At 72.8% G+C, this 25,661-nt stretch carries 21 protein-coding genes; 8 read left to right on the top strand and 13 right to left on the bottom strand.

Going from position 1 to position 25,661, the window contains the following annotated elements; genetic code table 11:
- The first annotated feature begins 33 nt into the window (after positions 1-33).
- The 4 genes from ACIP5O_RS21395 (at position 34) to ACIP5O_RS21410 (ending at position 4,124) form a co-directional block, all read left to right on the top strand.
- Complete coding sequence (locus ACIP5O_RS21395; RefSeq protein ID WP_401295528.1) at positions 34-975, top strand: VOC family protein; 942 nt, start codon at positions 34-36, stop codon at positions 973-975.
- The gene (locus tag ACIP5O_RS21400; protein ID WP_401295530.1) at positions 965-2,617 is read left to right on the top strand and encodes a bifunctional 3-(3-hydroxy-phenyl)propionate/3-hydroxycinnamic acid hydroxylase; all 1,653 of its coding nucleotides are present in this window, start codon (positions 965-967) and stop codon (positions 2,615-2,617) included. Before ACIP5O_RS21395 ends, ACIP5O_RS21400 begins: the two co-directional genes overlap by 11 nt.
- Before the next feature lie 74 nt (positions 2,618-2,691).
- The gene (locus ACIP5O_RS21405) at positions 2,692-3,474 is read left to right on the top strand and encodes a CoA transferase subunit A (protein WP_401295532.1); all 783 of its coding nucleotides are present in this window, start codon (positions 2,692-2,694) and stop codon (positions 3,472-3,474) included.
- Positions 3,474-4,124, top strand: a complete 651-nt coding sequence (locus tag ACIP5O_RS21410) for a CoA transferase subunit B (protein ID WP_401295534.1) — start codon at positions 3,474-3,476, stop codon at positions 4,122-4,124. The genes ACIP5O_RS21405 and ACIP5O_RS21410 overlap by 1 nt, the downstream gene beginning before the upstream one ends.
- A gap of 305 nt (positions 4,125-4,429) precedes the next feature.
- Here ACIP5O_RS21410 and ACIP5O_RS21415 read toward each other — a convergent pair whose 3' ends face one another.
- Positions 4,430-5,125 (bottom strand): hypothetical protein, encoded by a 696-nt coding sequence (locus ACIP5O_RS21415; protein WP_401295536.1) that lies wholly within the window; start codon positions 5,123-5,125, stop codon positions 4,430-4,432.
- 117 nt (positions 5,126-5,242) lie between these two features.
- On the opposite strand from ACIP5O_RS21415, the gene ACIP5O_RS21420 reads away from it, so the two are divergent.
- The gene (locus ACIP5O_RS21420) at positions 5,243-5,899 is read left to right on the top strand and encodes a TetR/AcrR family transcriptional regulator (protein ID WP_401295538.1); all 657 of its coding nucleotides are present in this window, start codon (positions 5,243-5,245) and stop codon (positions 5,897-5,899) included.
- On the opposite strand, the gene ACIP5O_RS21425 is transcribed toward ACIP5O_RS21420, so the two are convergent.
- From ACIP5O_RS21425 to ACIP5O_RS21440, 4 genes are all read right to left on the bottom strand, one after another.
- Entirely contained in the window at positions 5,900-6,373 is a 474-nt protein-coding gene (locus tag ACIP5O_RS21425; protein ID WP_401295540.1) for a hypothetical protein, read from the bottom strand.
- A gap of 134 nt (positions 6,374-6,507) precedes the next feature.
- Positions 6,508-7,080 carry a VOC family protein gene (locus ACIP5O_RS21430; protein ID WP_401295542.1) on the bottom strand — a complete coding sequence of 191 codons (573 nt, stop codon included), beginning with the start codon at positions 7,078-7,080 and terminating at the stop codon, positions 6,508-6,510.
- Positions 7,081-7,223: 143 nt separating this feature from the next.
- Entirely contained in the window at positions 7,224-8,072 is an 849-nt protein-coding gene (locus ACIP5O_RS21435) for a fumarylacetoacetate hydrolase family protein (protein WP_401295544.1), read from the bottom strand.
- Between the two features lie 611 nt (positions 8,073-8,683).
- Complete coding sequence (locus ACIP5O_RS21440; RefSeq protein ID WP_401295546.1) at positions 8,684-9,205, bottom strand: Lrp/AsnC family transcriptional regulator; 522 nt, start codon at positions 9,203-9,205, stop codon at positions 8,684-8,686.
- A gap of 228 nt (positions 9,206-9,433) precedes the next feature.
- Here ACIP5O_RS21440 and ACIP5O_RS21445 point away from each other — a divergent pair, with 228 nt between their 5' ends.
- Positions 9,434-11,761 carry a transketolase-like TK C-terminal-containing protein gene (locus tag ACIP5O_RS21445; protein WP_401295548.1) on the top strand — a complete coding sequence of 776 codons (2,328 nt, stop codon included), beginning with the start codon at positions 9,434-9,436 and terminating at the stop codon, positions 11,759-11,761.
- A gap of 62 nt (positions 11,762-11,823) precedes the next feature.
- On the opposite strand, the gene ACIP5O_RS21450 is transcribed toward ACIP5O_RS21445, so the two are convergent.
- Both ACIP5O_RS21450 and ACIP5O_RS21455 read right to left on the bottom strand, forming a co-directional pair.
- Entirely contained in the window at positions 11,824-12,834 is a 1,011-nt protein-coding gene (locus ACIP5O_RS21450) for an ABC transporter substrate-binding protein (RefSeq protein ID WP_401295550.1), read from the bottom strand.
- A gap of 172 nt (positions 12,835-13,006) precedes the next feature.
- Positions 13,007-14,197 (bottom strand): amidohydrolase family protein, encoded by a 1,191-nt coding sequence (locus tag ACIP5O_RS21455; protein ID WP_401295552.1) that lies wholly within the window; start codon positions 14,195-14,197, stop codon positions 13,007-13,009.
- A gap of 651 nt (positions 14,198-14,848) precedes the next feature.
- Here ACIP5O_RS21455 and ACIP5O_RS21460 point away from each other — a divergent pair.
- The gene (locus ACIP5O_RS21460; RefSeq protein WP_401295554.1) at positions 14,849-16,147 is read left to right on the top strand and encodes an MFS transporter; all 1,299 of its coding nucleotides are present in this window, start codon (positions 14,849-14,851) and stop codon (positions 16,145-16,147) included.
- An 84-nt stretch (positions 16,148-16,231) separates the two neighbouring features.
- On the opposite strand, the gene ACIP5O_RS21465 is transcribed toward ACIP5O_RS21460, so the two are convergent.
- From ACIP5O_RS21465 to ACIP5O_RS21490, 6 genes are all read right to left on the bottom strand, one after another.
- Entirely contained in the window at positions 16,232-16,906 is a 675-nt protein-coding gene (locus ACIP5O_RS21465; RefSeq protein WP_401295556.1) for a GntR family transcriptional regulator, read from the bottom strand.
- A gap of 165 nt (positions 16,907-17,071) precedes the next feature.
- Positions 17,072-18,169: an amidohydrolase family protein gene (locus ACIP5O_RS21470; protein ID WP_401295558.1), complete on the bottom strand. Its 1,098-nt coding sequence runs from the start codon at positions 18,167-18,169 to the stop codon at positions 17,072-17,074.
- Positions 18,170-18,478: 309 nt separating this feature from the next.
- The gene (locus ACIP5O_RS21475; RefSeq protein WP_401295560.1) at positions 18,479-20,119 is read right to left on the bottom strand and encodes an FAD-dependent monooxygenase; all 1,641 of its coding nucleotides are present in this window, start codon (positions 20,117-20,119) and stop codon (positions 18,479-18,481) included.
- Positions 20,119-21,024, bottom strand: a complete 906-nt coding sequence (locus tag ACIP5O_RS21480; RefSeq protein ID WP_401295562.1) for an alpha/beta hydrolase — start codon at positions 21,022-21,024, stop codon at positions 20,119-20,121. The genes ACIP5O_RS21475 and ACIP5O_RS21480 overlap by 1 nt, the downstream gene beginning before the upstream one ends.
- A 356-nt stretch (positions 21,025-21,380) precedes the next feature.
- A complete protein-coding gene (locus ACIP5O_RS21485) occupies positions 21,381-22,841 on the bottom strand; it encodes an aldehyde dehydrogenase family protein (protein WP_401295564.1) in 1,461 nt (486 codons plus the stop codon).
- Positions 22,842-22,911: 70 nt separating this feature from the next.
- Positions 22,912-23,871 (bottom strand): amidohydrolase family protein, encoded by a 960-nt coding sequence (locus ACIP5O_RS21490; protein ID WP_401295566.1) that lies wholly within the window; start codon positions 23,869-23,871, stop codon positions 22,912-22,914.
- A 106-nt stretch (positions 23,872-23,977) separates the two neighbouring features.
- On the opposite strand from ACIP5O_RS21490, the gene ACIP5O_RS21495 reads away from it, so the two are divergent.
- A complete protein-coding gene (locus ACIP5O_RS21495) occupies positions 23,978-25,597 on the top strand; it encodes a bifunctional 3-(3-hydroxy-phenyl)propionate/3-hydroxycinnamic acid hydroxylase (protein ID WP_401295568.1) in 1,620 nt (539 codons plus the stop codon).
- Positions 25,598-25,661 lie beyond the last annotated feature (64 nt).

Genomic DNA, 25,661 nt, shown 5'->3' on the forward strand with positions numbered 1-25,661 from the left:
CTGGACCGACGGACGAAGGAGTCGAGAATTCCCATGGCACTGCACCGTCTGACCTCCCTCACCATGGGGGTCCCCAACGTCGCCGAGACCGCCGCCTACTACACCGACTTCGGCCTCACCCCGGACGGCGACGGCTGGTTCACCACCCGGGACGCCGGACGCCAGCTCCGCATCGTCCACGCGCCGACCCGCCGCCTGGTGGAGGTCCGCGTCGGCGTCGACACGCCCGACGACCTCGCGGCGGCGGCCTCCCGCCTGGAGCGGCTCGGCGTCGAGAGCACCCCCGGAGCGGGGACGCTCACCGCGTACGACAGGACCACCGCCGTCCGGGCCGTCCTGGAGGTCACCCCCCGCGTGCTCCAGGACCCGGTGGCGGCCCCCGTCCACAACGGCCCCGGCCGGATCGAGCGCGCCGGCTCACGGGCGCCCGGCGTCCTGCGCACCGAAGGGGTGCGACCGCGCAAGCTGGGCCACGCGGTCGTCGGCACCACCGACTTCGACGCCACGACCGCGTTCTTCCGCGACGGCCTCGGATTCAAGGCGTCGGACTACATCAAGGACCACGGGGCGTTCCTGCGCTGCTCCACCGACCACCACAACGTCCTGGTCCTCGCCGCGCCGGTCGCCTTCCTGCACCACTCCTCCTGGCAGGTGGACGACATCGACGAGGTCGGCCGCGGCGCCACCGCCATGCTGGAGGACCATCCCGAACGGCACGTCTGGGGCCTGGGGCGCCACCACGCGGGCTCCAACTTCTTCTGGTACCTCAAGGACCCGGCCGGCAACTTCAGCGAGTACTACTCCGACATGGACTGCGTCGTCGACGACCAGCTGTGGACGCCGGAGGTCCTGGAGGGCGCCAAGGGCCTCTTCAACTGGGGCCCGCCGCCCCCGCCCTCCTTCCTCGCCCCCGAGGACCTCGCCGCCCTGATGACGGGCACCCACAGCGAATCGAGGCGGAGCAGTGAGCGGTAATCCTCCGAAGACGCACCGCGATTCCCCGAAGGTGCACGACGTCGCGATCGTCGGCTTCGGCCCCGTCGGCCAGATGCTGGCCCTGCTCCTGGGCCGGGCCGGACGCGACGTCGTCGCCCTGGAGCGCTGGCCCGATCCCTACCCCCTGCCGCGCGCCGCGCACTTCGACCACGAGATCGGCCGCATCTTCCAGGCCGGGGGAGTGGGGGAGGAGGTGCGCGCGGTCACCGACCCGGTGCACGACCACTACGAGTGGCGCAACGCGGCCGGCGAACCCCTGGTACGCATCGACTGGTCCGGCAACGGCCCCTCCGGCTGGCCCACCGCCAACTTCTTCAGCCAGCCGCGGCTGGAAGCCGTCCTCGCCGGAGCCGCCGAGAGCCGGGCCACGGTCACCGTGCGCCGCGGCTGCGAGGTCGTCGGCCTGCGACCCGAGGGCGAATCCGTCCTGTTGACCACCGCAGGAGACGACGGCGAGGAGGTCCGGGCCCGTTACGTCGTCGGTGCCGACGGGGCCAACAGCTTCGTCCGCTCCACCATGACCACCTCCGTCACCGACCTCGGCTTCTTCTACGACTGGCTGGTCGTCGACACGATCCCGCACGACCGGACCGAATGGTCGCCCAAGAACTGGCAGCTGTGCGACCCGCGGCGGCCGACCACGATCGTCTCGGGCGGTCCGGGCAGGCGCCGCTGGGAGTTCATGCGTCTGCCGCACGAGAGCGTCGAGGAGCTCAGGACGCCGGACGCGGCCTGGCGCCTGCTCGAACCCTGGGGACGCACCCCGGACAACACCACCATCGAACGGCACGCGGTCTACACCTTCCAGGCCCGCTGGGTGGACCGCTGGCGCGAGGGCCGGCTGGTCCTCGCCGGTGACGCCGCCCACCAGATGCCGCCGTTCGCCGGGCAGGGCATGTGCTCCGGCCTGCGCGACGCCGTCAACCTGGCCTGGAAGCTGGACCTCGTGCTCGACGGCCGGGCCGACCCCGCGCTCCTCGACACCTACACCTCCGAGCGCAGCGAGCACGTCCAGCACGCCATCGGCATGTCCATGGCCCTCGGCCAGGTCATCTGCGTCCTCGACCCCGAAGCCGCCGCCTCACGCGACGCCCGGATGATCGCCGCCGGCGCCGATCCCCGGCACGCACTGCCGCCCACCCCGCCTCCCGTCCTGGGCGACGGAATCCTCCAGCGCGGCCCCGACGGCAGCCGGGCGCCGGACACCGGCCACCTCACCCCGCAGTACGAGGTCACCCACCGGGGCCGTACCGCACTCCTCGACGACCTCACCGGCGGCGGGTTCACGATCCTGGCGGACGGGCCGGGACCGCTCGACGCCCTGGAAACCGCCGACCACGACTTCCTCGCCGGCATCGGCGCGCGCCTCGTGCCGCTGTACTCGGAGGACGCCCCGCCCGAGGGCTATCTCGACGCGTCCGACGGCTACCTGTCCCACCTGCGCGAACGGGGGCACGTCGCCGCCCTCGTCCGGCCGGACTTCTACCTGTTCGGCGCCGCCGCCGACGCGCGGGGACTGCGCGAGCTGGTCGGGCAGCTGCGCGAACAGCTGCGGCACCCCGTCGTGACCGCCGAGCGGATCCCGGCCCCCGAGCCGCTCAGGGCCGCCGGCGAGCGGTGACCGCCTGAACCGGCGGAACCCCGCACAAGCCGCCCCGCGCGAAACGCACCTCGCGAAGACCCCCAAGGACGTTCATGGACAAGACATCGCCCTCCGCGGCCGCCGCCGTGGCCGACATAGGCGACGGCGCCTCCCTCGCCGTCGGCGGATTCGGCCTGTGCGGCATCCCGAGCACCCTCGTCTCGGCCCTGCACGCGCAGGGCGCCGGCGGGCTGCGCGTGGTCTCCAACAACTGCGGCACCGACGACCACGGCCTCGGCATCCTGCTGGGCGCCGGACGCATCGCCCGTGTCACCGGCTCGTACGTCGGCGAGAACAAGGAGTTCGCCCGCCAGTACCTCAGCGGCGAACTCGAAGTGGAACTCGTCCCCCAGGGCACCCTCGCCGAACGCCTGCGCGCCGGGGGCTGCGGCATCCCCGCGTTCTACACCCCCGCGGGCGTGGGCACCCCGCTCGCCGACGGCGGCATCCCCTGGCGCCACGACTCCGTCGGCGGCGTCGCCGTCGCCTCGCCGGCCAAGGAGACCCGCGCCTTCGGCGACCGCGACTTCGTCCTGGAGGAGGCCATCACCTGCGACTTCGCCCTGGTCCGGGCGGCACGCGGGGACCGGTACGGCAACCTCGTCTTCGACAAGTCCGCCCGCAACTTCAACCCGCTCGCCGCCATGGCCGGCCGCGTGACCGTCGCCGAGGTCGAAGAGCTGGTCGAACCCGGCGTCCTCGGCCCGGACGAGATCCACCTGCCCGGCGTGTTCGTGCAGCGCGTCGTGGGCCTCACGCCCCGGCAGGCGGCCGACAAGCGGATCGAACGGCGCACGGTCTCCGTGCCCGCGACACGAGAGGCGGTGTCCGGCTGATGCCCTGGACCAGGAACGAGATGGCCGCCCGGGCGGCGGCCGAACTGAGCGACGGCGACTACGTCAACCTCGGCATCGGACTGCCCACCCTCGTCCCCGGTTTCGTGCCCGAGGGCGTGCACGTGGTCCTCCAGTCGGAGAACGGCATCCTGGGCACCGGCCCCTACCCGTCCGAGGACGCCGTGGACCCGGACCTGATCAACGCCGGCAAGGAGACCGTGACGGTACTGGCGGGGGCGAGCTACTTCGACTCCGCGCTGTCCTTCGGCATGATCCGCGGCGGTCACGTCGACACCGCGGTCCTCGGCGCCATGCAGGTCTCCTCGGCGGGCGACCTCGCCAACTGGATGATTCCCGGAAAGATGGTGAAGGGCATGGGCGGGGCGATGGACCTCGTGCACGGGGCCCGCCGCGTCATCGTCCTCATGGAGCACACCGCGAGGGACGGCAGTCCGAAGATCGTCCCCGAGTGCACCCTTCCGCTGACCGGACGCTCCTGCGTCCACCGGATCATCACCGACCTCGCCGTCCTCGACGTCACCGACCGCGGACTCGTCCTGGTGGAGACGGCCCCCGGCGTCGCCCCGGGACAGGTCGCCGCCGCCACCGCGGCGCCCGTCCGCCTCCTCCGGGACGCTCCGCCACGGTGAGCCCCCACTTCCGCCGGCCCCGTATCCCGGACAGCCACCGGGCCGGCGGAACCGACCGGCGCGTCCTCCGGACCCGCCCCCCGACCCCGCCCCGGCCGCGACCTGTCCGAGGCTGCCCTGCCTCGCGGCCGGGGCGGCATGTCGGAACCGGTGGGTCGGGGCGGGCGCCGTGGCCTCGCTTCACGTGCGTCCGGGACGACCGAGGCCGGCTTGCGTCCCGTGACGGACGCGGCGCACGCGGGTGGGAGGCCCGACGGCTTCCGCGCACCGGAAGCCGGGACGGTCCCGGCGTCCGGCGGAGGGCCTCAGGCGCGGGCGGCCGCGGCGGCGACGATCCAGTTGCGGAACTCGACGGCGTAGTGCCGCAGGTGGTGGTCCAGGACCTCTTCCGGGCAGGTGACGGGGAAGTAGACCGTCAGGTGCGCCGTGAAGCCGTCGGCGGTGTCGCCGAACTGGATCAGCGCCCGTCCGACGACGGTGCCGTCGGCCAGGAAGAGGTTCGAGGACATCTTGCGCGGGAACTCCGCCTCCGGGAGGAGTTCGTCCGCGTCCTCGGCCCAGTCCAGCGCGTCGGTGCCCCAGCCGCCCATGTAGAAGGAGGCGACGTGGGGGCCGATGTTCTCCACCACGCGCGCGCCGATCTCGTCCGTGCCCATCACGTAGTGCTCGGGGTGCGCCGCGAGAAGCGGCTTCTCGTCGCCGGCGAAGGCCCTGTCCATCCAGGCCAGGAACTCCCCCGAGGTCAGGCCCTGCGCCGCGAGCACGGTGGTGCCCCCCTTGAAGACGCCGCCGGAGGCGAGGGCGTTCTCGCGCAGGAAGGCGTTGCCCTCCTCGATGTCCGCGGCCAGGAGGTCGAGCATTCCCCGGCGGCCCAGCAGCGTACGGAAGCGGTCCACGGCGCGACGGGCGTAGAAGAGCTCGAAGTCGTCGATGCTCCCGGTGCCGGCGGGTCCGGACGCGAGCGTCACGGTGACGGGCCGGGAAGTCTGGTTGTCGGTCATGGTCGGACCTCCGATAGAATGTGAATGTGAATTCGCGTTCACATCATGAGGGTACGCCGATGGGTGCGCCGGTTGTCAAAGGATCCGGTGGAGAACGTCACGGATAGCATGCGAGGCATGAGCGAAGAGCCGGAGCGCCCGGCGGCCCACCGGGAGCCCCGACAGGCCCGTAGTGCCGCGACCCTGGCCCGTGTGCTGCGAGCGGCCGAGGAGATCGTCTCCGACTCCGGCCTGGAGGAGATGACGATCGCCGGTGTCGCACACCGCGCCGGCGTTGCCGTCGGGACGATCTACCGCCGCTTCGAGGACAAAGAACAGCTCGTCGGCGCCCTGACCGAACGAATGCTGGAACGCCGCGAAGAGTACGTGGCCGAGCGGCTGCGCGCGGCCGAGCCCTCGCTCTCCGGCGTCATGAACGCCTACGCGCACGCCCTGCTGCAGTCCTTCGCCGACAACAGCAGCCTCTTCCCCGAGCTGCTGCGCACGCGCGGGGCCGGGTCACTGGACCGCGGAGCCCGCACCATCACCGAACTCCACCGCCTCCTGCTCGAAGCGGCCCGCCCCTACACCGACCGGATCCGCCGCTCCGAGCCCCAGCAGGCACTCGACGCCGTGGCCCGCGCCCTCCTCGGCGCCTGTTTCCACAACTCCGTACGCCCCGATGCCGTCACCGACGAGGCGACCAGACGCAGGTACGCCGATGAACTCGGTGACATGGCGATCGCCTACCTGCTCACCCCCGACCGGCGCCGTGACGCCGAGGCTTCTCTGTGATCAAGCCGGGAGCGGGTGGGTGTCGCTGCTTGCGAGTCGCTCATAGGCACGGCGCACCGCCGGCACCAGGCGGGCGGCGGCCTCCGGGTCGGCGTGCTCGGCCCGGAGCCGCAGGATGTTTCCGCTGCGCCGGTCCGCGGGGACGTCCTCACCGCGAGCCGTGACGAGCGCGTGGAAGTGCGGATGGTTCTCGCCGAAGACCATCAGGTAGGTCGCGGGCGCGCCGGTCGCCTCGGTGATCGCGGCGACCAGGTCGCGCGCGCGGCGGCCGAACGAGGCCAGCTCGTCCTCGTCGAGCCCGGTGATGCGCTCGGCGTGCCGGCGGACCCGCAGGACGAACCAGCCGGGCACGTCGTAACCGGGGACCGTCTCTCCCGACCAGAGGGAGTCACGGAAGACGACGTTGGCGTCTTCGTTCTGTTCCAGGCCGCACATGAAGCAGTCGGCGTCGTCGTGGTGGCTGGAGGTGCTCAAGGATTCCCCTGTGGGTGGATACGGGCGGGCGGCCGGGTGGATTGACCGTTGTCGAAGGAGGGGTGGCGACGCGCCGAAGGGGTGCCGGCCCCGTCCCGGCACCCCTGGCCCGACGTCTCGGCCCCGTCCCGTGCTCAGACGGCTCCGGTGAGGACCAGCATCGGGTCGGGCAGGTCGCTCTTCAGGGCCCAGGACCGGTGGATCAGTTCCTCGACGCCCGCCCCGGAGCGGCGGGCGTCGAGCATGGCCTCGGGGTCGAAGGCGGGACCGACGGCGTCGGCGCTGTACTCCGGCCCGTTCATGTAGCCGGTGGCCTCGTCCGGGTCGGCGAAGTTGTCGATCTGCATCTCGACGAAACCGCCGTCCGGGTCCTGGTAGTACATCGACGTGGTGACGCCGTGGGCGATGCACACCGCAGGGGTGACGCCCCTGCCGCGCAGCAGCTCGTAGCGGGCGAGGAGGTCGTCGAGGTGGTCGAAGGTGTAGGCGACGTGGTGGGCCGCGGCCGTCGTGGGCGACCTGCGCTCCAGGGGGACCGGCGGGGTGAGCAGGGCGACGCGGTGGTGCTCCTCGTCGTAGGTGATGAAGCACAGGCGGTCGTTCTGGAACACCACGTGCCCGTCGAGAACGGCGCAGTACCAGTCCCGCATGCCGGTGGGGTTGCTGGTCTGGAACACGACATGGGCGAACTTCGGTGTGGCGGTCATCCGATCCTCCTCGATCGAATCCGCGGGCGTCGGCCGTGGTGGTCCTCACGGTCGGTGGTTCGGTCCTGTGCCCGCGCTTTCGGTGTTCGACGGTTCATGCGGGTGGCTGTGCACGGCCTCGTGCGTACGGGGCCGCCGGGACGTCAGGTCTGTGCGACGAAGCGCTGGCGCAGTTCGCCGATGCCCTCGATGGTGCTGACCAGCTCGTCCCCGGGGGCGAGCCAGCGCTGTGGGTCACGGCCCAGGCCGACGCCGGCCGGGGTGCCGGTGAACACGAGGTCGCCGGGCAGCAGGGGAATCACCGAGGACAGCCGGGCGAGCAGCTCGGACACGGAGAAGATCAGGTCGCTGGTGCGGCCCTTCTGGACCTCCTCGCCGTTCACGGTGCAGCGCAGTCCCAGGTCGTCGGGGTCGTCGAACGCGTCGGGCGTGACCAGCCAAGGCCCGGTGGGGGCGAAGCCCGGGAAGGACTTGCCGAGGCTGAACTGCGGCGACGGTCCTTCGAGTTGCGTGATGCGCTCGGAGATGTCCTGGCCCACGGTCAGTCCGGCGACGTGGTCCCAGGCGGTCTCCGCGGAGACGCGGTGCGCGCGGACGCCGATGACGACGACGAGTTCGATCTCCCAGTCGGTGTGGCCGCCGGGCGGGAGGACGACCTCGGTGACGGGGCCGGTGATGCTGGTGGCGAACTTGGTGAAGACCGGGGGCATGGTGTCGGGCAGGGCGAACCCGGACTCGGCCGCGTGGTCACGGTAGTTCAGGCCGGCGGCGACGATCTGCCGCGGGGCGGGCGCGGGGGCGCCCAGGAGGGCGGGATCCACGGGAACGCCCTCGGGCGGGCGGGCCTGCGCCGCCCACCGGCGGAACTCCTCCCACCGCTCGTAGACGGCCTGCGGGTCCGCGGCGAAGCGGCCGTCGCTGGCCTCCTCGACGTCGACGGCACGGCCGTCCACGATGAGGGCCAGGCGGCCGGAGAGGTTGGCAATGCGCACGGAGCTGCTCCTGTGTTCCTCGCGTGATGGGCTGTGACCGGCTCGGTGGCTCGGCCGGGGTGGTCTTCTGGTCGTCGGCGAGCCCTGCCGCCGTACACCCGTACAGCTCGTGGCCGAGGGCGGGCAGGGCGACCGGGTGACGGCCGTCGTCGACGGGATCGCACCGACCACCGGGTCCGCCGGCCCCGCGCGACGTCCGCTCGTCTCCCGCCGACTGCGACGCCGATCACACAGTAGGACGCTATATGTGATAACAGCAAGGAGGTGGACCGACGAATTTCCTCTGAACGGGTGGCCGGCCGGGCTCAGGCGTCCCCGCCGCCCCCCGGCGGCCCGGAGCCGGGGCGCGGTCGACGGGGCGGAGTGGTCCCGGGGAAAGCTCCGGGCGCCGGCCCGGATCCGGTGCGCTCCGCCGACGGCTTTCATGGGTGCCTCGATGCGGAACTCGGTCCACACGCGAGGAAAACGGGCCACGGATGCCGTGGAGGCGCCGACGGTGTCGGTGGGCTCACCCGGGGAGGCCGGCGACACCGGCACCGGGGAGGGGGCGGTGACTACCCGGAGCGGCGGAGGAGTTGCGGCCCCGTCGGGGCTCGCCGTGTCGTCCGCGATCAGCGCGCGGCCGACCGGCGCAGCAGCGGGGCGATCCGGTAGTCGACCAACTGGCGCATGACGAGTGCCGTACTGGTGCGCTCCACTCCGGGGATGTCGAGGATCCGGCTGGCCACGCGGTACAGGTCCTCGGCGTCGGTCGCGACCACGTGGACCAGCAGGTCGGTGTCCCCGGTCAGCCCGTGCACCTGAAGGACCTCGGGAATCGCCGCGAGTTCGTGCCCGACCTCGTCCAGCCTGCGCTGCGCGACCCGGGTCGTCACGAACGCGGTCAGCGGATAGCCGAGGGCCGCCGGGTCGACGCGCCGCTCGAAGGAGTCCACGGCACCCGTGCGGTCCAGTGCCGCCAGACGCGCCTGGACGGTGTTGCGGCTCAACCCGCTCGCCTCGGCCAGCGCCACCGTGGTGGCCCGGGGATGGGCCGTCAGCGCCAGGAGCAGGCGCGCGTCGGTGGGGTCGATCCGCTCGGAGCTGGGCACGGTGCGCACCTTCCGGGGCTGGGAGGAGGAGTGATTGGGCATTCTGCGTCATTTCCCTGCGAGTTCTTGTGCACCATCCTGACCTGGTGGTTTCCTCGACGCAACGATCCCGCCCCTGGCACCGCGCCGCCGACCGTGTCCGGTCGTGAGCCGGCCCGACGCGCCACGGAGCACGTCCGGCGCGCCCTCCGTGCCGCCGTGACACGTCCCAAGTCACAGCCGGCCGCACGTCCGCGCGCCGGGTGTGCCGATCGAGGAGACCGTTTCGCCATGACCACCGCACCAGCAGCCCCCCGGCGGCCCGCGGCCGACGACCTCGACGCGCTGCACGAGATCCAGGACCGCGTGCTGTGGCTGTCCAGCGCGATCGTGCACCACGCCAACCGCGTGCGCCCCAACCCGTCGGGACTCAAGGTCGGCGGCCACCAGGCGTCCTGTGCCTCGATGGTGTCCATCATGACGGCCCTGTGGTTCCGCCACCTGCGGCCCGAGGACAGGGTCTCGGTCAAGCCGCACGCCTCGCCGGTCCTGCACGCCGTCAACCACCTGATCGGTGAGCTGGACGCGTCCCACCTGTCCACCCTGCGCGCCTTCGGCGGCCTCCAGAGCTACCCGAGCCGCTCCAAGGACCCCGACCCGGTCGACTACTCCACCGGTTCGGTGGGCATCGGCGCCACGGCGACGATCTGGGGCGCCCTGGCCCGCCGCTACACGGACGGGAGCACCGACGGCGGCTTCACCGGCCGCCAGTACGCGCTGGTGGGAGACGCGGAGCTGGACGAGGGCGCGGTGTGGGAGGCGGTCCTCGACCCGCAGGTCGCCGAACTGGGCGAACTGGTCTGGATCGTCGACCTGAACCGGCAGTCCCTCGACCGCGTCGTGCCGAACATCGCCGCCGGCCGTCTGCACGGCATGTTCGCCGCGGCCGGATGGCAGGTGCTCACCCTCAAGTACGGCACGCTGCTCGAGAAGCTGTTCGCACGTCCCGGCGGGCACGTCCTGCGCGCCCGCATCGACGACATGCCCAACCCCGAGTACCAGCGGCTGCTGCGCTGCCCGGTCGACGAGTTGCGCGATCGGCTGCCCGGCTCCGGTCCCGAAGCCCCGGCGATCGTCCGACTGCTCGCGGAGGTCGACGACGCCACCCTCATGGAGTCGGTCCGCAACCTGGGCGGCCACGACCTGTCCGCCCTCGACGCCGCGCTGTCCGAGGTGGACGACCACAGGCCCACGGTGATCTTCGCGTACACCGTCAAGGGCCACGGCCTGCCCACGCAGGGCCACCCGCAGAACCACTCCTCGCTGCTGACGGAGGACCAGATGCGGCAGCTGGCGGAGGAGGTGGGCGCCGACCTCGACAACCCGTGGGAGGGCTTCGCCCCGGACTCGGCGGCGGCCCGCCTCTGCGCGCGGACCGGGGCGCGGCTGCGCCGGGACGCCGTCGCCGCGGCGGCGCCCCCCGCGGTCCCCACGGACATCGGCCGCACCCCGACGGGCGTCGCCACCACCCAGGCGGCCCTCGGCCGCACGCTGCTCGACCTGACCCGCAGCGCTCCCGAGGCGGCCGGCCGGGTGGTCACGGTCAGCCCCGACGTCAGCTCGTCGACCAACCTGGGCGGCTGGGTCAACAAGGTCGGCGTCTGGTCGCCCGTCGAGCGCGTGAACTGGTTCGCCGACGACGCGGAGACCATCCTGCACTGGCGGGAGCGCCCGACCGGCCAGCACATCGAACTGGGCATCGCCGAGACCAACCTCGTCGGTCTGCTCGGTGAGCTGGGCGCGACCTGGAGCCGGTGGGGGAAGCCGCTGCTGCCCATCGGCGTGGTGTACGACCCCTTCGTCAACCGCGCCCTGGAGCCCTGGTCCTTCGGCATGTACGCCGGCGGCCAGTCGATCCTGGTGGGCACTCCCTCCGGCGTCACCCTGGCGCCCGAGGGCGGCGCGCACCAGTCCGTCACCACCCCCTCCCTCGGCATCGAGCAACCCGGCTGCACGACCTGGGAGCCCGCCTTCGCCCTCGACACCGAGTGGACGCTCCTCGCCGCCCTGTCCCGCCTCGGCAGGCCCGACGGAGGCTCGGCCTACCTGCGGCTCTCCACCCGCCCCGTCGACCAGACCCTGGCCCGGGTCCCGACCGACCCGGCGGCCCGGGAACGCCGTCGCCGCCAGGTCGTGGCCGGTGCCTATCCGCTGCGCCGGCAGGACGGCGCCAAGGTCACCATCGCCGCCATGGGCGCCATGGTGACCGAGGCCCTGGCCGCCGCGGACCGCCTCCGGAACCTCGGCGTCCCGGCCGACGTGATCTGCGTGACCAGCCCCGGGCTGCTCTACAAGGCCCTGGACGCCCGCGCCGGCAACGACGACGCGCCCGACTGGATCCTGGACCAGGTCTTCCCCGCGGAGCGGGCCACGCCCCTGGTCACCGTCCTGGACGGGCACCCGCACACGCTGGCCTTCCTGTCCAACATCCACCGGGTGCCGATCCGCAGGCTGGGCGTCAGCCGTTTCGGCCAGTCCGGCTCCCTGGACGAGGTCTACCGCCACCACCGCATCGACACCGACAGCATCGTCGCCGCCGCACTCGATCTCACCCAGTGAAGCGAAGTGCCGTGCGGGGGTGGGCGTCGAAGCTCCGACGCCCACCCCCGCACGGCACGCGGTCACTTCTTCGAGGAAGCCCACACCAGGTCCTCGGCCTTCGGCACAGAGCCGTGGACCTGTCCCGACGACGCCATGGCCTCGATCCAGGGCGCCAGTGCCTCCGGCGTGACGGACGTGTCCCAGTCGGGCAGCGGAGCCGTCGAGGCCTCCTTGCGCGGCACCTCCAGCGCCGACGACAAGAAGGCCCGCACCTCCTTCTCGTGGGAGGACGCCCAACGGTCGGCGGAGTTCAGGGCCGCGACGAACGAGGAGATCTTCCGTGGATTCCCCTCCGCCCACGTGCGCTTCGCGATCCACACACCGGCGGTCGCGGGGGAGTCGATCGACAGGAACGGATCCCCGAGCGGACGGTGTCCGGCTGCCTCGACCGCACCCATGTACGGCTGAACGGTCGCGATGGCGTCGACCCCGCCGGAGCCGAGTTCACCGAGCATGCTGGAGAAGGGCATCTGGACGAAACGCACGTTCTCCGGGTCCACTCCCGCCCTCTTCAAGGACGTCAGCACCGCCAGGAACAGCGCGCCCGACAAGGAGGGCACCGCCACCTGCTTACCCCGCAGATCGGTCACGGAGCCGACCGCGCCCGCCTCGGCGGCGTAGATCTGGCCCTGCTGGTTCTCGTCGCGGTCGGTGTAGGAGCCGGCGATCACGGTGATGTCGTGCCCCTGCCAGGCAGAGGCGATGACGTCGGCCGGCGTGCCCCAGGCGATGTCGTACTCCCAGCCGAGAGAGGCGGCGAAGGACGCGATGCGCGTGCTCGGGTGCGAGGAGATCTCCACGTCGAGGCCCCGGTCGGCGAAGTCGCCGTTCCTCTCGGCCAGGAGGGGCAGGCTCGGCGGCGCCGCGTCGACGAGTGCCACGCGCACGGTGCCGTCCTCGGCCTGCCCGTCCTCGGGCGACGCCGAGCAGCCCGTGGCCGTGGCCGTGGCCGTGGTCAGCGCGAGGACGGTGAGCAGGGCGGTGACACCTCTCGGCCGGTGCACGGGACGGGTCGGAGCTGGGAAGGTCATGGCGCCATTCCTTGAGTGGGTGTACGGGAAGCGCCCGAAGGCGCTCGTGGATCCTTGCCGTGCTCCACGGCGAAGGCGTACCGGGCCCGGGGCGCACCGCGTCGTGCCGGGACCGGCACCGTTTCCCGACCGGGAAACGGTGCCGGTCGGGAAACGGTGCCGGGCGAGCGGGTCAGGCGGCGGCGGGGACGTACTCCGCGCCACCGACCCAGACGCGCCGGACGGCGCGGGTCGCGGTGATGTCGGCGAGCGGGTCGCCGTCGATCAGGACGAGGTCGGCGCGGTTCCCGACGCGGACGGCGCCGCGGTCACGCAGGCCGAACGCCTGGGCGGGCAGGCTCGTCGCGGCCCGCAGGGCCTCCCGGTTGGTGAGCCCCGCGCGGACCAGGAGCTCCAGCTCGTGGTGCAGGCTGGTGCCGTACGGCGGTTGCACCGGGATCCCCGGAGTGAGGTTCGCGTCCGTGCCCGCCAGGATCCGCGCCCCCGCGCGGCGCAGCGCGGCGACGCTGCCCTCGGCGGCCGCGTAGTCCATGCCGGGGATCCCGAGCTTCCCGAAGCCCTCCATCATGGTCAGGGTGGGCACCGCGACGGTGCCGGACGAGGCGTACCGCGCGGCCACCGACGCCGGCAGGGCGCTGTCCATCGGCACGTGGTGGATCATGTCGACGCCCGCGTCCAGCGCCCTCACCACCATGGCGGTGGTGGTCGCGTGGGCCATGACGAGCCTGCCGGCGGAGTGCGCGGCCGTCGTCACCGCCTTGACGGTCTCCGGCGAGAGCCCCGGCTCATCGATGATGATCTTGATGTAGTCCGAGCCCTCGGCGATCCGGGAGCGGACGAACTGCCCGGCCTGTTCGGGACCGGTCAGTACCGCGTCCGCGGGGAAGGTCGGGATCCGGCTCTGGGGGCTTCCGGGTGCCACCGCCGGCGCGCCCGCGCTGCGGATGTCGGTCAGGCCGGGCAGTCCGCGCAGCGAATCGACGAGCGAGGGCGGGAAGGAGGCCATGTCGAGGGCGGTGGTCACACCGGAACCGGTCAGCGCGTGCAGGGTGTTGACGTCCCGCAGATGGACGTGCGCGTCGGTCAGTCCCGGAAGCAGCACCGCGCCCCCGCAGTCGATCCGACGCGCGCCGAGGGGGCTGATGCCGATCCGTCCGTTGTCGATGACCACGGTGAGCGGGGAGGTCACCCGGTCGCCGTCGAAGATCCTGACGTTCGTCAGTGCGATCTTCTCGAGCCGGACGGTCTGTTCCCGTGCGTGTGCGGAGGCGGGTGCGGCCAGTGCCGACACCCCCGCGACGGCGACGCCGGCCGCCGCGGCCGTCTTGATGAAGTCACGCCGGTTCGTGTGATGGATGCACATCGTTGTGTCTCTCTGCCGAGCGGGTGCGGAAAGTGCGGCGTTCGTGCCCCGGCCTCCGCGGAAGGCCGACGGGGGTCTGTCGTCGGCACGGTGTTCCGGGGAGGTGCGACTGGCGCCGTGGCGTCCCGTTCGTGCGGGCACGGGCGAACAGTTCGGGGCGGCACCTGGCCGGAGGGGCCGGTACCGGGAAGACGGATCGACCGTAGCCGCTATATGTGATAACAACAACCCTCCGGCGTCGAATCGGGATCCCTTCCACTGCCGCCGGGGCACGGGCTCGACTTCGGTCCGACGCGGGCATTGACACACGCCCGCGACCGGCTCCACCATCACCCCCAGTTCCCTGCGGCGTGACCACGACGGGACGGAACTCCCCGGCGCTCCCGTGTCCTTGCCGCAGTACGTCCGTGACGTCCGGCGACGCGACGTCCCGCGTGCCGCACCGTCCCGGCACCACCGGACGACCTTCCGAGCGAAAACCCCTACGGCACCTCCTGCTCGCGGCGCGAACCCACGGTCACCGACGAACGCTCCCGTCCCGGCTCCGGGCGTCGAGGGACGGCCCCGCGATCACCCCCGGTCCTCCGCCACGCCCTCGTCGGCGTCGCCGTGGCCTCCCCACCCGCGCAGTCCCTCCTGAGGAGTACGGACATGAACCCCACCCCCGGCGAACCCCCGACCCGGACCCGCCCCGGCCCCGCGGTGGCCCTCGGGCTCGTCATCCTGTGCATCGAGGGGTACGACCTGTTCATCCTGGGCGCGGTCGGCCCCTCCCTGCTGTCCCACCCCGACTGGGACGTCACCAAGTCGACGCTGGGCCTGCTGGGCAGCCTCACGGCACTCGGCATGCCGCTCGGCTCCGTCGCCGCGGGGTGGGCCGGTGACCTCCACGGCCGCCGCCTGCCCATGGTGGTCAGCCTGGCCTGGCTCTCCCTGAGCATGCTGCTGAGCGCCGGGGCCGGCGACCTCGCCCTCTTCGGCGCGACCCGCTTCCTCACCGGCATGGGCATCGGCGCCCTGATCCCCCTCGTCACCGCGTACGTCAGCGAAGCGGCCGATCCCGCCCGGCACTCCCTCCAGGTGGGCACCGCCACGACGGGACTGGCCGTCGGCGGCATCGTCACCGGCGTCGTCGGCCGCACCCTGCTGCCCGAGGGGGACTTCCGCACGCTCTTCCTCTTCGGAGCGGTTCCCCTGGTGCTGATCCCCGTGGTGTGGCGCCTGGTGCCCGCCGTGGTGCGGGACCACCCGGCGCAGACCCCGCCGGAGGCCGGGACGGAGACCGCCGGGGCCGAGCCGGACGAGTCCGCCAACCGTCTGCGCCGGTTGCTCGCCCCGCAGTACCGCCGTTCCACACTGCTGTTCTGGGCGGCCACGTTCGCCGGACTCGTCATCGTCTACGGCGCCAGCACCTGGCTGCCCACGCTGATGGTCGACAACGGGTACGACCTCGGCTCCTCGCTGGAGTTCTCCATCGCCTTCAACGCGGGCGCCGTCATCGGCACCCTCGGCGCCGCCCTGGTCGCCGACCGCGGGCTGCTGAAGGCCGCCACGGTCGTCAGTTTCCTGCTCGCCGCCGTCGCCATGATCATCCTGAGCACGCCGCAGCCCCGGCCGTTGCTCCTCCTCGTCTCCGCCGTCGCCGGGTTCGGCGCCCTCGGAACCCAGGCGCTCGTCAACATCTACGTCGCCCACGCCCACCCGGCACGGCTGCGCGGCACCGCCCTGGGCTTCAGCCTCGGCGTCGGGCGCGTCGGCGCCATCGTCGGCCCCAGCTACCTGGCCGCCGTCACCGTGCTGATCAGCTCGTCCAAGGCCGGTTTCTACGCCTTCGTGGTCCCGGCGGTCCTGGGCGCGGTCCTGATCGGCCTGCTGCGGCCGGGCCGACGTGCCTCCGCCCCCGTACCGGCCGACGGCCCCTCCGAGGCGGAGGCGCCCCTCGCCCGGTGATGCGGACCCCGCCTCACGCGAGGAGAAGCCCCCGACGGTGCCCGCCCGAAGGTCCGGGTCGGGCGCCGTCGGGGGCGGTCGTGCTCAGGACAGGGCCGAGAAGGCCATCTTCTCGTTGCGGGCGAGGTGCTTCTCGACGGCGGCGCCGACCGTGGCCGGGTCGCGGGTGCGGAACGCCTCCACGAGGTCCATGTGGGCCTTGCCCCGCCGCTCGTGCTCGGCCGGGTCGGGGTCGAGCCGGCCGAAGCCGATGCGGATGTAGCGCTCCGCCGCCCGCCACAGGGTGGTCAGGACCCGGATGTCCCAGACGGTGGCGGCGGGCGCCAGGAGGGCGAGGTGGAAGGCGTGGTGGTCGTCGTAGATGTCGGCCATGCCGTGCTCCCGGGCGCCGAAGTCGGCGGCGTGGGACTCCAGACGGTCCAGCTCCTCGTCCGTCAGCAGGGTGCACGAACGCCGGGCGATCTCCGGTTCCAAGGCGCGCCGCAGGCGGTAGATGCCGTGCAGGTCGTCGAGGTCGAGCGGGGCGACGACGGCGCTGCGGCCGGGCCGCATGATGACCAGACCCTCGCTCTCCAGGCTGCGCAGCGCCTCGCGGATCGGGATGAAGCTGATGCCGAGCATCCCGGCCAGCTCGCGCAGCGAGTACTCCGTACCGGGGGCCAGGTGGCCGGCCAGGATCGCGCGCCGCAGTTCTTCGGTGGCCTGCTCCACCACGGACCGCGACGTGATGGGCTGGACCGCCCCCCGGGGTGTCGCCACGGTGTGTTCCTCGTTTCGGCCGTCCGGTGGTGGACACCAACTATAACTACGTCCCTGCGGGCGGACTGCGTGCATGACAAGGGCGGCGGGGTGGCGCACGCCGAGGACGCCCCGCACCGTGGTGGGCACGGTACGGGGCGCGGGGGAGGCGTGGCGGCGGGGCGGTCAGAGCTTCAGGATGCGCTCGGCGTTGCCGCCGGCGATCTTCCGGCGGTGGGAGGAGGACAGGTTCGCGCCGCGCAGGAAACCGACGGCCTGCTCGCTCTTCTCGAAGGGGTAGTCGATGGCGAACAGCACGTTGTCGATGCCCACCGACCCGATGGCGGCCTGGAGCATGGTGTCGTCCATCACGCCGGAGGTGGTGATGGCGATGTTCTGCCTGAGGTACTCGGAGGGCTTCTTCTTCAGCGGCACCCTGGTGTTGATGTTCTTGATCTGCACGTCGAGGCGGGGAGCGTGGTACGGCAGGAACTCGCCCATGTGGCCCACGATGAGCCTGGCCCCCGGGAAGTCGTCGAAGACGCCGCCGAGGATGACCCGCAGGGCGTGCCCGCCGGTCTCCGCCGCCCAGCTGTAGAGGGGGCCGACCAGTTCGGGACGGTCCTTCAGCAGTCCCCACTCGCCGGCCGGGGCCGGGGTGGGGTGGAGGTAGAGGGCGGCGCCCAGTTCCTCGAGGGCGGCCCACACGGGCCGGAACTGCGGCTCGTCCAGGTAGTGGCCGTTGGTGTGGCCGTTGACCAGGAACCCGGCCATCTTCAGGTCGAGCACGGCCCGTCTGGCCTCGCGCACGGCTGCCCGCGGGTCCTGGAGGGGGAGCGCGGCCAGGCCGCCGAAGCGGGTGGGGTGGGCGTCGACGACGGCGGCCAGGGCGTCGTTGGCGACCTGCGCGTCCCGCACGGCGACGGCCGCGTCGGGCTGCATCTGCACCCCGGGCGGGGTGAGGGAGAGCACCTGCATGGCGACGCCGTTGGCGTCCATGTCGGCGAGCCGGTACTGGGTGACGTCCGGCAGCCGCTTGAACCACTCGGCGGTGACCTCGGGCTTGAAGGGGATCGCGCCGTTCAGGGCCGTGCCCTGGGTGATGAGGCCCGGCAGGATGATGGCTTCCTCGATGGCGATGATCCGCAGCCTGCCGTGCGGGTCGGGCTTGCCGTCGTGGGCCTGGGCGACGCCGGGCGTCATCAGCGTGGACGCGCCGGCGAGCGCGGCCGTACCCGCCGCGGTGTTCAGGATCTGCCGTCTGGTCCAGTGGTCAGCGCTCATGCGTGCTGCCTTCCTTTCGGGAGGAGGGTGTTCCCCGATGGGGTGTGTTCCTGGGGCGGGGAAGCAGGACCGGCCGGTCGCCCGGTGCCGGAGCCGGCGGCATCGGCGGGGCCACCGGTGCCGCCGGCCATCGGTCCCTCTTCTTCCCCCGGGTACGGGGCCGCCCCGGCCGCGAGGCAGGTGCCTCGGACAGGGTGCGGCCGGGGCGGGGTCTGGTGGGCGGCGCGCGTACGCGCCTGCCGACGGGGCCGTGCGGCCCTCGCGTCGACGGAACGAAGGGAGCTTCCCCCACGGGGCGTGCGGAGAGGCTCAGGAAGTGCGGAGCGCCGCCCTCTCGTCCCGGTGGGCGTTGCCGCTCAGGGTGTCGACGAGGGCGAGGGGGTCCTCGGGGGCCTCGTCGCCGAGCCAGGCCACCACCTGGTCCGGGCGGACCAGGACGAGGCGGGCGCCCAGCAGTTCGGCGTGCCCGGCGGCCAGCGGCTCCGGCAGACGGACCACGGTGAGCGGGACGCCCCGCAGGTCCGCGGCCTCCTCGACGGCCGTCACCGGCGCGTCCCGCCCGAGGGCGAGCAGTGTCGGGCCGTCACCGAGCAGGTCGTACAGGGAGCGGCCGTCCTCCAGGAACAGGTGGGGCAGCCGGGCCCCGACCCACGGGGAGACCTCTCGCCCTTCCGGTTCGGCGGTGAGGATCGGCGACGCGGCGATGCGGAGGCCGAGGACCAGGTCGAGCGAGTGGAACTCCGCCTTCTTGGTCTCCTGGATCCGCGCGCCCGCGGCCCGGCGGGCCCGGGCGCCCGCCTCGTCGTCCGCGTCGAGGTCGTCGGCGAGCAACTCGGTGGAGAGCACCCGCATGTTGGCGGTCGCCTCGCGGATGACGCGTTCCTGTACCGGACGGCGCTCGCGCTCGTAACTGTCGAGCACGTCGGGACCGCCCCAGCCGGCGAGTACGGCCGCGAGCTTCCAGCCCAGGTCGACCGCGTCCCCGATGCCCGTGTTGAGCCCGTGGCCGCCGAACGGCGGGTTGAGGTGCGCGGCGTCACCGGCGAGGAAGACCCGGCCGTGGCGCATGCGGTCGACGATCTGCATCCGTGCGGTCCACGGGTCGGTGGACAGCACCTCGGCCTCCACCGGGCGGCCCGCCACGGCGTCGACGATCCGCCGCGCCTCGCGCTCTCCGGTCGCCCGGTCGACGCCGAAGGCGATCGCCCACCAGGTGTCCGCCCGGTCCAGCGGACCGACCAGGGCCGGGGCCGTCGCGTTGACGACCCAGTACTGCACGGCCGGCCCGTGCGCCACGTGCTCCCCCAGGCCGGGACTCCGGAAGACCATGCCGAAGTTCGGGCGCAGGGCCTCGCCGCCCACGTAGCGGGCGCCGATCTCGTCCCGTACGACGCTGCGCGGGCCGTCGCAGCCGATCACGTAGTCGGCGGTGACGACGGTGCGCCCGCCGGCGCCGTCCTCGACGGTCACGGTCACCAGGTCGTCGTCCTGGCGCACGGCGACGACCTTCGAGCCGAGGGCGAGCCGTCCCGGGGCCAGCTCCTCGACCGCCTCGCGCAGCACCTCCTCCAGGACGTACTGCGGCGCCTGCTGGCCGGTCTCCGGGAAGCGACCGCCCTCCGGAACGAGCCCCAGGACGCCGGTGAAGCGGGACAGTTCCCTGCCCGTCAGCGAGGTGCAGAACACCACGTCCTGGGACCAGGAGGCGGGCAGCGGGGCGCGCCCGCGCAGCCGTTCGGCCAGGCCCCAGCGGCGCAGGTGCTCCATCGTGCGCACGTTGAGGGTCTTGCAGCGGGGCCGTGCGCGGGACACGGTGGCGCGCGGCTCGACGACCAGGCAGTCGACGCCGCGCCGGCGCAGTTCGACGGCGGCGGCCAGGCCGACCGGTCCGCCGCCGGCGACGAGGACCTGCACGTGACGCGGGAGGTGCTTTTCGTCTACGGAGGGCATCAGTTCTCGTTCTCCGCCTTCTGCCGCGCGGCCCAGTGCGCGCACTCCTCGGCGAACGCCAGCTGCCGCAGGTGCGTGGCGAAACCGAGCGTGTGGTGATCGATGCAGTGCCCCGTCCCGCGGGCGACGCTCGCGTCCACGAACGGCGCCGCGGTGAAGAGGGCGGCGAACCGGGCGACGTTCTCGGGACCGCTGCTCCACAGGGCGTCGAACTCGGCGAGCGCGTTGTGCACGGGGACGCGGACCTTGGGGGCGAGCGCGGGCAGGTGCTCCTTCGGCCAACGCGGCGCCTGGACCAACTCCCTGACCGGCACGGGCGCGTACGAGTCGCGCGCCTGGCGCAGTCCCTCCGCCCGGAAGGTGTGACCGGGGCCGAACATCACCTTGTCCCGCTCCTCGTGGGGCAGGTCCACGGTCGCGTCCGCCGGGAGGGAGCCGAGGGCCTCGGCCGCCCCGCCGCTCGGGATGACGGCGCCCATGCCGGTCGCCGAGACGCCGATCAGGGGTATGTCCGGCTCGGAGGCGGCGATCATCAGGGCGATCATGCCGCCGATCGAGTGGCCGACGAGGAACACGCCGTCCGCCCCGAGGCGTTCGACGGCCTGCGCCAGGGCGCCGCTGAGCAGCTCCACGTGGCGGGCGAAGGTGTTGGCGTCCGGCTCGAGCGCGGTGCTGCCGCCGTAACCGGGGCGGTCGAAGGCCACCACCGGATAGCCGTGCGCGACGGCGACGTCCAGGAAGGACCCCTCGGGGGCGCCCGCGACGTCGAAGTACCGCGCCGTGTACGTGCCGCCGTGGAGAGCGGCGATCAGGGGTTTGCCGGTGGGCCCGGCGGGCCCCGCGGCGAGCGCCGTGATCTCGTGTCCGTCGACCTCGAAGGTCAGAAGGTCGCGCTGTTCGGCCATCTGTGGCCTCCTGCCAGGAGTGGGTGCCGGCGTTCCGCACGGACGAGGGGCGTCCTGCGGCGAACGACAGCGCGTAGCTCGCGGGTCGAGCCGACCGCCCCGGATCCATGGGTTCGAAGACCGTGTTCCGGGCGCCGTCAGGGCTCTGCGAGCCTAGGCGCTATATGTAATAACAGCAAGGGTTTCGACGCCCCGTCGGCCGCCGGTCCGGCACTTTCCCGGCTCGTGCGGTCCACGGGGACGAAGCCGGGGCGAGTCCACCGCCGGCCGTGACGGTCCGACCGGTGACGGGTGCCCGGCAGGGCGGAGCGGGCCGGACGGACGCGCCCCCTCCTTCTCCTTCGGCGAGGCGCCCGTCAGTGGTGCCGCGGCGCGTAGTCCTGGGTGATCTGCTTGTGCTCCAGGAAGTCCTCCACGGACGCCAGGCCGCCGAGCCGGCCCACGCCGCTGGACTTGAAGCCGCCCTCCTCGAACTCGACCGTGAGGTTCGCCCAGCTGTTGATGGAGATCAGGCCGGCGTCGAGCTGCCGCGCGACCCGCATCGGACGGTCCGCGTCCCGGCTCCAGACGCAGGCGCTCAGGCCGTACTCGGTGTCGTTGGCGAGGGCGATCGCCTCCTCCTCGGTGTCGAAGACCTGGACGGTCTGGACCGGGCCGAAGGTCTCCTCCTGGACGATGGGGAGCGAGGAGTCGGTGACCGCGAGCAGGGTCGGGTGGTAGAAGGCGCCGCCGGCCAGCTCGGGGCGGGTGCTCGGACCGCCGCGGACGATCGGCTTGGCGCCGGCCGCGACGGCCGCCTCCACGGCGGCGTCGACGCGGGCGACCGCCGCCTTGTCGATCAGGGGGCCGATCTGGCTGGCCGGGTCGGAGGCCGGGCCGGGGCGCACGCTCTCCAGGCGCTGGGCCAGGGCGGCGGTGAACTCGTCGGCGATCTCCCGCTGGACCAGGACCCTGCTGCCCGTCATGCAGAACTGTCCGGCGAAGACGGTGCACGACGCGACGGCCGTGGCCAGCGCGGCCTCGACGTCGGCGTCGGCGAAGACCAGGTGCGGGGTCTTGCCGCCCAGTTCGAGACCCACCCGCTTGAAGTGGGCCGCGGCGCCCTGGGCGATGAGCCGGCCGGTGGCGGTGCTGCCGGTGAAGCTGATGACGGGCACCCGCGGTGACTCGACCAGCAGACGGGCGACGTCGGAGCCGGACTCGATCACGACGTTCACCGCGCCGTTCGGCAGTTCGGGCACGGAGGCGAGGATCTCGCTCATGAGCGCGGCCGTGCGGGCCGCCTGCCCCGGCATCTTCACCACGGCGGTGCAGCCCGCGGCGAGGGCCGGGGCCAGTGCGCGGATGCACAGGTAGGCGGGGGAGTTCCACGGCACGACGATGCCGGCGACGCCGACGGGCTGCCGGATCGACATGGCCTGGCGGCCCGGCTGGGTGTCGGTGACCCGGCCGTGCGGCTGGACGGCGAGTCCCGCCGCGAAGCGCAGCGCGCGCAGGATGAAGTGCGCCTCGAATCCCGCCTCGTGGCGGAGCTTGCCGTTCTCCAGACACAGCGTGTCGATCACCTCGTCCATGCGCGCGGCGTACGCGTCGGCGAGGTGGCTGAGGGCGGTGGACCGCACCATCGGGTCGAGGCGCCAGTCGCCCTCCTCGAACGCGCGCCGGGCCGCGTCGACGGCCTGCCGCCCCACCTCCGCGTCGGCGTCCGCGTACGTGCCGATCACTTCGCCCGTGGCCGGGTCGATGCTCTCGGAGGTCCGGGCGGAACCGACCCACTCGCCGTCGATCCAGTGCCGTGCGGTGTTCTCTCGGGTCATGTCGGCGACTCCTTGCTGGGAGGGAGAGGAGGAAAGCAGGGGGGGAGGGGGGTACGGCGCGGGCCGGTCCTCAGAGACCGAGCAGCCGCTCGGCGTTGCCGTGGGCGATCTTCTCCCGGTCGGCCTCGCTGATCGGGGCCGTCCGCAGGAACTCGGTGGCCACCGCCATCTCCTCGAAGGGGTAGTCGGTGCCGAAGAGGATGTGGTCCGCGCCCAGGGCCAGCAGCGAGCACAGCAGCGGCGGGGCCGAGCACACGCCGCTGGTCGTGATGTAGAGGTTGTGCCGGATGTACTCCGAGGGGTTGCCCCGGGCCGGCTCGACGCCCTGGTGGTTGTGGTAGTCCCAGCGGGAGTCCATCCGCCACAGCACGTAGGGCAGGCCCTCGCCCATGTGGCCGAGGAGCATCTTGGCGTCGGGGAAGTCGTCGAAGACGCCGCCGAACACGCACCGCAGGAAGTGGGTGGCCGTCTCCGAACCCCAGCTCCACATCGGGCCGATGAGCTCCGGGTGCCCCTTGATGACGTGCGGGACGTCGACGCCGTTGGCCGGGTGCAGGTAGAGCGGCACGTCCAGGCCGGCGGCGCGCTCCCACACGATCCGCAGCTCCGGGTCGTCGAGGTAGCGGCCCTGGGTGTGCGCGTTCACCAGGGCGCCGCGCATGCCCAGCTCGGAGACGGCGCGCTCCAGCTCGTCGGCGGCGGCCTTCGGGTCCTGCAGCGGCAGGGCGGCGAAACCGGCGAAGCGGTCGGGGTGGTCGGTGATCACGCCGGCGAGCAGGTCGTTCACGGCGGAGGCCTGCGCGACCGCGGTGGCGGCGTCCTCCTCGGCCTGGATGCCGGGGGAGTTGAGGGACAGCACCTGTACGTCCAGACCCGCCGCGTCCATCTCGGCCAGCCGCTCACCGGTGAGGTCCAGGAGCCGCCGGGACGCCTCGCGCCACTTGTCCGGCTGGAGGATCGCGGCCGCCGAGGCCCCGTACTTCTCCAGTTCCGGCGTGACGAAGTGTTCCTCAAGACCGATGGTCCGCATCGCGACCCCTCCGCGTTTCACTTATATGCATTGACTTCCTCGATGGTGAAACGTACGTTCCGTCGGTGTCAACCCTTTGAAACGTCCGAGTAAATGGAGGTGCCCGATGACGGGTACGGATGTCGCCGCGGGGGGTCCGGTCCCGAACGGGGCCGCGCCGGACGTGGTCGTGGTGGGGTACGGCCCGGTGGGCATGGCGGCGGCCGCCCTGCTGGGGCGGGCGGGACACCGGGTCCTCGTCCTGGAGCGCTACGCCGGCCTGTACAACCTGCCGCGGGCGGCCAGCTTCGACGACGAGACCATGCGCACCCTGGCCCGTCTCGGCGTGGCGGAGGAGCTGCTGCCCAAGGTGCGCGTGCAGCCCACCTACGAATGGCGCAACGGCAGCGGCGACCTGCTGATAGAGCAGTCCTTCGCCGAGACCGGACGCAGCGGCTGGGCGGAGTGGAACATGATGTACCAGCCCGACCTCGAAGAGGCGCTGGACGGCGTGTGCCGCTCGATGCCCCGGGTGGAGGTGCGGCACGACAGCACCGTCGTCGCCCTGGAGCAGACCGCGGACCACGTCACGGTCACCTTCGAGGGGCCCGAAGGACCCCGGAGGGTCGAGGCGCGCTACGTCCTGGGCTGCGACGGCGGCAACAGCTTCGTGCGCGCGTCGCTCGGCGTGGAGCTGCACGACTACGGCTTCTCCGAGCCGTGGATGGTGTGCGACTTCCGCTTCCGCCGCCCGACCGAAGTGCCGCGCGCGCTACAGCTCGGCGACCCGCTGGGGCCGACCTCGATCATCTCGCTCGGCCCCGCGCACCACCGGTTCAGCTTCATGCTCGACTCGGTCGACGACTTCGAGACCGAGCGGGACCCGCAGCGGGTCTGGAAGCGGGTCGCCCCCTACCTCACCCCCGACGACGCCGACCTCATCCGGGTCGCCACCTACACCTTCCGGTCCCTCATCGCCCACGAATGGCGCCGCGGCCGCGTCCTGCTCGCGGGCGACGCGGCCCACCAGATGCCCCCCTTCCTCGGCCAGGGCATGTGCTCCGGCTTCCGCGACGCGCAGAACCTCGCGTTCAAGCTGGACCTCGTGCTGCGCGGGGCCGCGCCGGACGACATCCTCGACACGTACCGGACCGAGCGCGAGCCGCACGTGCGCGCGGTGACCGAGAAGGGCATCGAGCTGGGCCACCTCCAGACCCTGCGCGACCCCGAGCGGGCCGCCGAGCGCGACCGGACGCTCCTTGCCCGCCGCGCGGAATCCGCCGCACCCGAGCCCATGCGCTTCCCGGACCTGGCCGAGGGCCTGTTCACCCGGGGCGCGGACGCGGGCCGGGGGCAGCTGTCGGTGCAGGGCGTCGTGGACGACGGCGCCCGCCGCGACCGCCTCGACCAGATCGTGGGCGGCGGGTTCCACCTGCTCGTCGACGAGGACCACCTGGCCGCGCTGGAAGGCGACCGGCTGCTCGACGACCTCGCCGGGGCGGGCGTGCGCGTCGTCGTCCTCGGCGAACGGACCGCGGCGCACCCGGCGGCGGCCTTCGTGCGGGACGTGAACGGCACCTACCGCGCCTGGTTCGCCGAGCTCGGATGCTCGGCCGTCGTGGTCCGGCCCGACTTCTACGTGTACGGCACGGCCGACGGCTCCGACGCGGTGACCGGCCTCGCGGTCGAGCTGCTGCACGCGGTCCACGGCGACGCGACCGCCCCGGGGGCGCGGGCGAACGCCTGATGTCGCCTTTCCGCGACTCCGGGGGCGACCCGGGTCCCCACGGCTCCGGAGCGACCCGGGACGG

The sequence above is a fragment of the Streptomyces sp. NPDC088915 genome (genome assembly GCF_044749825.1).
Classification (GTDB): domain Bacteria; phylum Actinomycetota; class Actinomycetes; order Streptomycetales; family Streptomycetaceae; genus Streptomyces.

Excerpts from the sequence above, each read along its gene's own strand:
- ACIP5O_RS21490 (WP_401295566.1), bottom strand. The coding sequence starts at position 23,871 with ATGCGGACCATCGGTCTTGAGGAACACTTCGTCACGCCGGAACTGGAG.
- ACIP5O_RS21415 (WP_401295536.1), bottom strand. The coding sequence starts at position 5,125 with ATGACCGACAACCAGACTTCCCGGCCCGTCACCGTGACGCTCGCGTCC.
- ACIP5O_RS21495 (WP_401295568.1), top strand. The coding sequence starts at position 23,978 with ATGACGGGTACGGATGTCGCCGCGGGGGGTCCGGTCCCGAACGGGGCC.
- ACIP5O_RS21480 (WP_401295562.1), bottom strand. The coding sequence starts at position 21,024 with ATGGCCGAACAGCGCGACCTTCTGACCTTCGAGGTCGACGGACACGAG.
- ACIP5O_RS21410 (WP_401295534.1), top strand. The coding sequence starts at position 3,474 with ATGCCCTGGACCAGGAACGAGATGGCCGCCCGGGCGGCGGCCGAACTG.
- ACIP5O_RS21455 (WP_401295552.1), bottom strand. The coding sequence starts at position 14,197 with ATGTGCATCCATCACACGAACCGGCGTGACTTCATCAAGACGGCCGCG.
- ACIP5O_RS21450 (WP_401295550.1), bottom strand. The coding sequence starts at position 12,834 with ATGACCTTCCCAGCTCCGACCCGTCCCGTGCACCGGCCGAGAGGTGTC.
- ACIP5O_RS21445 (WP_401295548.1), top strand. The coding sequence starts at position 9,434 with ATGACCACCGCACCAGCAGCCCCCCGGCGGCCCGCGGCCGACGACCTC.
- ACIP5O_RS21460 (WP_401295554.1), top strand. The coding sequence starts at position 14,849 with ATGAACCCCACCCCCGGCGAACCCCCGACCCGGACCCGCCCCGGCCCC.
- ACIP5O_RS21485 (WP_401295564.1), bottom strand. The coding sequence starts at position 22,841 with ATGACCCGAGAGAACACCGCACGGCACTGGATCGACGGCGAGTGGGTC.
- ACIP5O_RS21470 (WP_401295558.1), bottom strand. The coding sequence starts at position 18,169 with ATGAGCGCTGACCACTGGACCAGACGGCAGATCCTGAACACCGCGGCG.
- ACIP5O_RS21420 (WP_401295538.1), top strand. The coding sequence starts at position 5,243 with ATGAGCGAAGAGCCGGAGCGCCCGGCGGCCCACCGGGAGCCCCGACAG.
- ACIP5O_RS21440 (WP_401295546.1), bottom strand. The coding sequence starts at position 9,205 with ATGCCCAATCACTCCTCCTCCCAGCCCCGGAAGGTGCGCACCGTGCCC.
- ACIP5O_RS21395 (WP_401295528.1), top strand. The coding sequence starts at position 34 with ATGGCACTGCACCGTCTGACCTCCCTCACCATGGGGGTCCCCAACGTC.
- ACIP5O_RS21405 (WP_401295532.1), top strand. The coding sequence starts at position 2,692 with ATGGACAAGACATCGCCCTCCGCGGCCGCCGCCGTGGCCGACATAGGC.
- ACIP5O_RS21475 (WP_401295560.1), bottom strand. The coding sequence starts at position 20,119 with ATGCCCTCCGTAGACGAAAAGCACCTCCCGCGTCACGTGCAGGTCCTC.
- ACIP5O_RS21430 (WP_401295542.1), bottom strand. The coding sequence starts at position 7,080 with ATGACCGCCACACCGAAGTTCGCCCATGTCGTGTTCCAGACCAGCAAC.